The sequence below is a fragment of the Kaistia hirudinis genome (assembly GCF_014196455.1).
In the GTDB taxonomy this organism is placed as follows: Bacteria; Pseudomonadota; Alphaproteobacteria; order Rhizobiales; family Kaistiaceae; genus Kaistia; species Kaistia hirudinis.
This window is the reverse complement of the sequence record NZ_JACIDS010000008.1, coordinates 60,770-67,015: the sequence shown is the minus strand read 5'-3', so window position 1 is coordinate 67,015 and position 6,246 is coordinate 60,770. Positions and strand designations below refer to the sequence as shown.

The 6,246-nt window shown below is 64.5% G+C and carries 9 protein-coding genes; 4 read left to right on the top strand and 5 right to left on the bottom strand.

Translation table 11 applies throughout. From position 1 onward, the window contains the following. From GGR25_RS24215 to GGR25_RS24205, 3 genes are all read right to left on the bottom strand, one after another. Positions 1 to 113: GDP-mannose 4,6-dehydratase (locus tag GGR25_RS24215; protein ID WP_183401477.1), on the bottom strand; the 113-nt coding region annotated here is incomplete at its 3' end. 102 nt (positions 114 to 215) lie between these two features. Next, the gene (locus GGR25_RS24210) at positions 216 to 1,586 is read right to left on the bottom strand and encodes a PleD family two-component system response regulator (RefSeq protein WP_183401476.1); all 1,371 of its coding nucleotides are present in this window, start codon (positions 1,584 to 1,586) and stop codon (positions 216 to 218) included. Beyond that, the gene (locus GGR25_RS24205) at positions 1,586 to 1,957 is read right to left on the bottom strand and encodes a response regulator (RefSeq protein ID WP_183401475.1); all 372 of its coding nucleotides are present in this window, start codon (positions 1,955 to 1,957) and stop codon (positions 1,586 to 1,588) included. Before GGR25_RS24205 ends, GGR25_RS24210 begins: the two co-directional genes overlap by 1 nt. A gap of 98 nt (positions 1,958 to 2,055) precedes the next feature. Here GGR25_RS24205 and GGR25_RS24200 point away from each other — a divergent pair, with 98 nt between their 5' ends. Continuing rightward, complete coding sequence (locus GGR25_RS24200) at positions 2,056 to 2,349, top strand: DUF3572 domain-containing protein (RefSeq protein WP_183401474.1); 294 nt, start codon at positions 2,056 to 2,058, stop codon at positions 2,347 to 2,349. After that, positions 2,346 to 2,957 (top strand): GNAT family N-acetyltransferase, encoded by a 612-nt coding sequence (locus GGR25_RS24195; RefSeq protein ID WP_183401473.1) that lies wholly within the window; start codon positions 2,346 to 2,348, stop codon positions 2,955 to 2,957. The genes GGR25_RS24200 and GGR25_RS24195 overlap by 4 nt, the downstream gene beginning before the upstream one ends. Before the next feature lie 6 nt (positions 2,958 to 2,963). Here GGR25_RS24195 and GGR25_RS24190 read toward each other — a convergent pair whose 3' ends face one another. Then, the gene (locus GGR25_RS24190; protein ID WP_183401472.1) at positions 2,964 to 3,371 is read right to left on the bottom strand and encodes a flagellar export protein FliJ; all 408 of its coding nucleotides are present in this window, start codon (positions 3,369 to 3,371) and stop codon (positions 2,964 to 2,966) included. A 483-nt stretch (positions 3,372 to 3,854) separates the two neighbouring features. Between GGR25_RS24190 and ctrA the strand changes: the two genes are divergently transcribed. Further along, positions 3,855 to 4,556, top strand: a complete 702-nt coding sequence (ctrA, locus tag GGR25_RS24185; RefSeq protein WP_183401471.1) for a response regulator transcription factor CtrA — start codon at positions 3,855 to 3,857, stop codon at positions 4,554 to 4,556. A 197-nt stretch (positions 4,557 to 4,753) separates the two neighbouring features. Here ctrA and chpT read toward each other — a convergent pair whose 3' ends face one another. Then, entirely contained in the window at positions 4,754 to 5,410 is a 657-nt protein-coding gene (chpT, locus tag GGR25_RS24180; protein WP_183401470.1) for a histidine phosphotransferase ChpT, read from the bottom strand. A 230-nt stretch (positions 5,411 to 5,640) separates the two neighbouring features. Here chpT and GGR25_RS24175 point away from each other — a divergent pair, with 230 nt between their 5' ends. After that, positions 5,641 to 6,222, top strand: coding sequence for a DUF1134 domain-containing protein (locus tag GGR25_RS24175; protein ID WP_380147629.1), 582 nt, complete (start codon positions 5,641 to 5,643; stop codon positions 6,220 to 6,222). The last annotated feature ends 24 nt before the right edge of the window (positions 6,223 to 6,246 follow it).

The window sequence follows — 6,246 nt, the reverse complement described above, 5'->3', positions numbered from 1 at the left end:
CGCTTCAGGCCGTGCACCACATAGCCCTTCGAAAGCAGAAGCTCCGATAGATAAGCCCCGTCCTGCCCCGTCGCACCCGTGATCAGCGCTACCTTACCGTTCTTCGTCTGCATTGCTCGTCTCTCCACTGCGTGCGGGCCTTCTAAAGCTTTTCCACGCCAAGGGGAATCCCGCACAGTCGTGCGCGATTCGTATGACGGCAGCGAGGATGGGGATCAGGCGACGGCGCTGCGAATGCGGTTCCGCCCTTCGCGCTTCGCCTGGTAGAGCGCCTCGTCGGCGCGGCGCAGCACGGCCTCGGGGCTGTCGCCGCCATCCTGGCGCCGCGCCAGCCCGATCGAGACCGTGATCGAGATCGACTGCTCGCCGCCTTCGATCAGGAAGGGCTGGCCGCAGATGCGCTGGCGGATCCGCTCGCCCACGAGCGTCGCGATCGGCGTGTCGGTGTCGGGCATCACGACGACGAACTCCTCACCGCCGAGCCGGCAGACGAGATCGACATTGCGCACCGTCCGCCGCACGCGGCGCGAGAACTCGCGCAGCACGTCGTCGCCGGCATCATGGCCATAGGTATCGTTGACGGACTTGAAGAAATCGACGTCCAGCATCAGCACCGAGAGCGGCTTGCGGCGAACCGTCGCCTGCTCGAACATCGCCGCGAGGTGGCGCTCGAAATAGCGGCGATTGTGCAGGCCCGTCAGCCCGTCCGTGATCGCCATCTCCATGGTCGCGTGCAGCGTTTCGCGCAGCCGTTCCGTGAAGCGGTGGCGTCGGATCTGCGTGCGGACGCGGGCCTGCAATTCGTCCCGATCCACCGGCGCGATCAGATAATCGTTGATGCCGAGCTCGAGCGCGCGCTCGAGCCGCTGGTTCTCGTCCGGATTGACGATCGCGAGCACGGGCAGCATGCGCGTTCGCTCGATCGAACGGATCTGCGAGCAGAGGCGCAGGCCGTCGAAGCCGGTGAGATTGAGGCTAACGATGACGAGGTCATAGTTCACCTCGGCGAGGCGGAAATGCGCCTCGTGCGGATCGGCCTCGATATCGACCTGATGCTGCACCCGAAGCGCATCCACGATGCGTGCCCGGCTGGAGGCGCTGTCGTCGACGAGCAGGATGCGCCCGCCATCGCCCGACACGATGGCCCCGTCGAACGGATCATTGATGCCGAGATCGGCCGTCGCGGAGGCGCGCAGGATCAGTTGGTCGGTCAGCGCCTTGAGGCGCACCAGGCTCTTCACCCGCGTGATCAGCGCCAGCTCGTTGATCGGCTTGGTGAGGAAATCGTCGGCGCCGGCTTCCAGACCCCTCAGCCTGTCGGAAGGCTGGTCGAGCGCCGTGATGATGATCACCGGCAAATGCGCGGTCAGCGGATTGCGCTTGATCCGCCGGCAGACTTCGAGGCCGTCGAGGCCGGGCATCATCACGTCGAGCAGGACGATATCGCACTGGCCGCTGGCGCAGATCTCCAGCGCCTCGGCGCCGTTCGTCGCGGTGACAACGTCGAAATACTCGGCCGAGAGCCGCGCCTCGAGCAGCTTCAGATTCGCGACGAGATCGTCGACGACGAGAACCCGGGCCGTCATCAGGCGTCCCCGAGATACGCTTTGACCGTCTCGATGAACTTGGCCACCGAAATCGGCTTCGACAGATAGGCCTCGCAGCCGCCCTGGCGGATCCGCTCCTCGTCGCCCTTCATGGCGAAGGCGGTGACGGCGATGATCGGGATCGAGCGCAGATCGTCATCCTCCTTGATCCACTTGGTCACCTCCAGCCCGGAAACTTCCGGCAGCTGGATGTCCATGAGGATCAGATCGGGATGGTGCGTGCGCGCGAGCTCCAGCGCCTCCAGACCGTTGCGGGTCTGGATGATGTTGTAGCCATGCGCTTCGAGGAGGTCGTGGAAGAGCTTCATATTGAGCTCGTTGTCTTCCACGACGAGGACGGTCTTCGCCATTCCCTGTCGCCACCGATTGGGGGTCCGGCGCCGAAGGACGCCACCGTTTGGAGTTGCGGCTATGATCTAGCCGAGATTCGTTTCGGAAAGGAAAATGGATGATCCGGGAAAGGGCGCTACCACTCTCGCGCGAAGGAGCCGAGGACCTTGCCATCCGGGCCCTCGCCTTCCTCGCCGAGGAGCCCGAGGAACTCGGTCGCTTCCTCGCACTCGCCGGGCTCGGGCCGGAAACGCTGCGCTCGGCGGCGAGCGATCCGGCCTTCTTGACGGGCGTGCTCGAATATTTCCTCGAGAGCGAGCCGCTGATGCTGGTCTTCTGCGCGCGCGAAAATGTGCGACCGACGCTGTTCGCCGCCGCGCGCTACCTCCTGGACGGGGGCGCCGACGCATGAGCAAGACGACGATTCCTCTTGATCTCGACGGTTATACGGACCTGCCGCCGGGGCGCATCGCCAATGTCGTGACCTATCTGGAGATGCGCTCGGCGGACGCGGGTGCCCGTGCCCCGATCCCGTCCGGCTTTTCCGTCCAGCGGATCGAGCAGCCCCGGCTCGATGCCTATCGGGCGCTGTACAGCCGGATCGGCCGCGACTGGCTGTGGTTCTCGCGCATGGTGATGCCGGACGACGTCCTCGCCGCACGGCTCGCCGATCCTGCGACGGAAATCTACTTCCTGCTGCGCGGCGAGGAGCCCGTGGGGCTATGCGAGATCCGTCGCGGCGCGGATGAGGTCGAGATCGCGATGTTCGGCGTCGTGCCCGAGGTGACGGGCACAGGGGCGGCCAAGGGGCTCCTGTCGGCGGCGCTGCAAGCCGCCTGGCAGGGCGCGGTCGGCCGTGTCTGGCTGCATACCTGCACCTTCGACCACCCGGCCGCGATCCATTTTTATCGCAAGATGGGCTTCGTGCCGTACAAATTCGCGATCGAGGTCTCGCCCGATCCGCGCCTCACGGGCCATCTGCCCGAGAGTGCCGGCCCACATGTCGCCCTGCTGAAATAGGTCGCCTTACCAGCGCCGCTCGCCGGCGATCTGCGAACGTCCGCGTGGGCTGGCCGGCTCCGCGGCCGGCTCGCCTTCGGCGGTACGGTCGCGTTCGGCGAGAAGCTCGTGCTTCTTGAGCTCGTCGAGCGCGGCGTGGAGTTCGTCCTGCGCCTGCTCCAGCTGGCCCTGCAGTTCCGCAGCCGAGGCGCGCAGATTGTCGCGCCGCTGCATCGCCGCCTTGGCGAAGGTCGGATAGGCGAAGTGGCCCGTGTCGCGTATGCCGCTGCGCTCCTGCTCGATGGCGATCTGCTCGTCGAGATCCTTGGCCATCTTTTCGAACTCGGCGATCATCACCTGAATCTGGTTCACCTGCCGACGTTTCTCGTCAGCCTGGAACCGCTTCAGCCGGATGAGACTATCCCGCGACTTCATCGACTCAATACTCCCTACGCCCCAGACAGCTCGCACCGCCCGCCCCCGAGCATCGCTCGCTCCGGCTACCGCCATCCGGCAACCGAACCCTGCCGCATGGCTCCAGCCATCGCGACATTGTCGATTCCTTAAACTCTCGGCCCGCCGATAACCTTTCGTTTACGCCTCGCGTTAATCATGGCGAACGAGGGCTTAAGGGCGGGTAAACCTCATTTGAGGCTCGTCCATCCTAATTCCGCGAGTCCGACGAATTGGTTACCGGATTGAGTGCAATTGAGCGGATCGTCACCGCGACGCGAAAAAGTTCGGATTCTCAACAGGATCCGCCAATTTCCGTCCAATGCCGATCAATTCGCTTGGGGCGCGAATCAGAATTTGTTAACCATTGTTCGTTAGCTTTCGAATCGGGGTGAGCCGCGTTCCAGAGTGCCGGTTCGGAAGATCCGGCGCGCCAAGCCCAGGATAGGCAATGAGGGGATTGGTATGCGAGTTCTGCTGATCGAGGACGACAGCGCCACGGCGCAGAGCATCGAGCTGATGCTCAAGTCCGAGAATTTCAACGTCTACACGACGGATCTCGGCGAAGAGGGTGTCGATCTCGGCAAGCTCTACGACTACGACATCATTCTTCTCGACCTGAACCTGCCGGATATGTCGGGCTACGAGGTTCTGCGCGCGCTCCGCCTTTCCAAGGTGAAGACGCCGATCCTCATCCTGTCCGGCCTCGCCGGCATCGAGGACAAGGTGCGCGGTCTCGGCTTCGGCGCCGACGACTACATGACGAAGCCGTTCCACAAGGACGAACTCGTCGCCCGCATCCACGCCATCGTGCGCCGTTCGAAGGGTCATGCCCAGTCGGTGATCAACACGGGCGACCTGACCGTCAATCTCGACACCAAGACCGTCGAGGTGAACGGCACGCGCGTGCATCTGACCGGCAAGGAATACCAGATGCTGGAGCTGCTCTCGCTCCGCAAGGGCACCACGCTGACCAAGGAGATGTTCCTCAATCATCTCTATGGCGGCATGGACGAGCCCGAGCTGAAGATCATCGACGTGTTCATCTGCAAGCTCCGCAAGAAGCTCGCGACGGCCACGAATGGTCACAATTACATCGAGACCGTCTGGGGCCGCGGCTATGTGCTGCGCGAGCCCGACGATGCCGATCTGCGCGCCAGCGCCTGAACGAAGCTCCCGCGAGCCAAACTGAAAGCCCCGGCCGATCCGGGGCTTTTCCTTATTCAGGGTCAGGCTGAACCGGCGCCGTTACGGCGCGAGGCGCTGTGCGATGGCAGTGCGAGCGCGCAAGCACACCCCAGCGCCCGGCCGGCTTAGCCGAGCCCTGCCCTTCCCCACAACGACGGAAAGATCCGGAAAGCGGCTCAGGCGGCCGCTTCGGGGCTCTTGGCCGTGATCACGACATCCGCGCCGTCGAGTACGGCGCTGACGCTCATGCCGCAGGAACGGGCGAGCAGGCCCGCATAATAGGGCTGGACCGCATGGGCATCGACGTGGACGTCGACGAGATGGCCGGGCACCAGCTTCTCGAACGCCGCCGGAATGCGGGCATGCGGGCCCGAGCAATGGAATGTGAACACCGGATCGGATGGCGGGCCCGAGACGACCACCTTGATCAGGCCACCGCGCGGCACCGCCGCCGTCGCCAGCAGGACCAGATTCAGCAGCAGCTTGACGCGGTTCTTCGCCATCAGCGCGACGGGCGCGCTCCATTCGAAGTCCGCCTTCTCGCCGTCCATCCAGCCGCGCGCGACCTTCTCGGCGTCGCCCAGGTCGATTTCCGCGCCGGCCGAGCCGGCGGCGCCGAAGGCGAGGCGGGCGAATTGCAGCTTGGCGGAAGCCTGCCGGGCGCTCTTGCGAATAAGGTCGAAGGCGAACGCCTTCATCTCCTCGCCATTGTCCTCGTCGAGGACCTCGAGGCCGTTATTGATCGCGCCGACGGGAGAAATAATGTCGTGGCAGACGCGGCTGCAAAGCAGCGCCGCGAGGTCCAGCGCTTCGAGTTCAACCGGCTCGCTCATGACCCACTCCGCTCGTCCGCCGAATCGCTTGTTCCCCGTTCGGGAAAATCCCCGATACACGCTCCACCGTGCTCTGCCAACCGGCCGGCTGCAACGACACGGCCGGGATGAGGTTGCCGCCGCCGTGATGGCGCCCATTTTTCCGGGGATCGTCCATGATGAGCAGGTGATTCCCGGTCCGTGGCCGGCTTGGATGATCTGACCGGGTCGAACGAGGAGATGATCCCATGATGGCGCGACGATTTCGACTGAAGGCGTTCCTGGTGATGCTCGCGCTCGCCTTCGCAGTGCCGATCGTCGCTCCCGCGCCAGCGGCGGCGCAGTCTTCGGAGAGCTATTCGCCGGACGAGATCGTGAAGGCCGGCGGCAATTTCTTCGGCGAAGTGTCGGGCGGCCTCGCCAAGGCGGTCGAGCACGCCGTGTCGCAATATGGCCTGCCGAACGGCTATATCCTCGGCGAACAGGGGGGCGGCGCGCTGATCGCCGGCGTGCGCTACGGCAGAGGCACGCTCTACACCAAGAATGCCGGGCAGCATCCGGTCTACTTCCAGGGCCCATCGATCGGCTGGGATTTCGGCGGCGACGGCTCCCGCGTCATGATGCTGGTCTATAATTTGCCGTCCGTTTCGGCGATTTATGACCGCTTCGTCGGCGTCAACGGCTCGGCCTATCTCGTCGGCGGCGTCGGCATGACGGTGCTGTCGCGCGGTAATATCTACGTGGTCCCGATGGTTTCCGGCATCGGCGCGCGCCTCGGCATCAGCGCCGGCTACCTGAAGTTCACGGATCACCAGACCTGGAACCCCTTCTGAGCGGCAACCCTTCCTGAAGAAGAA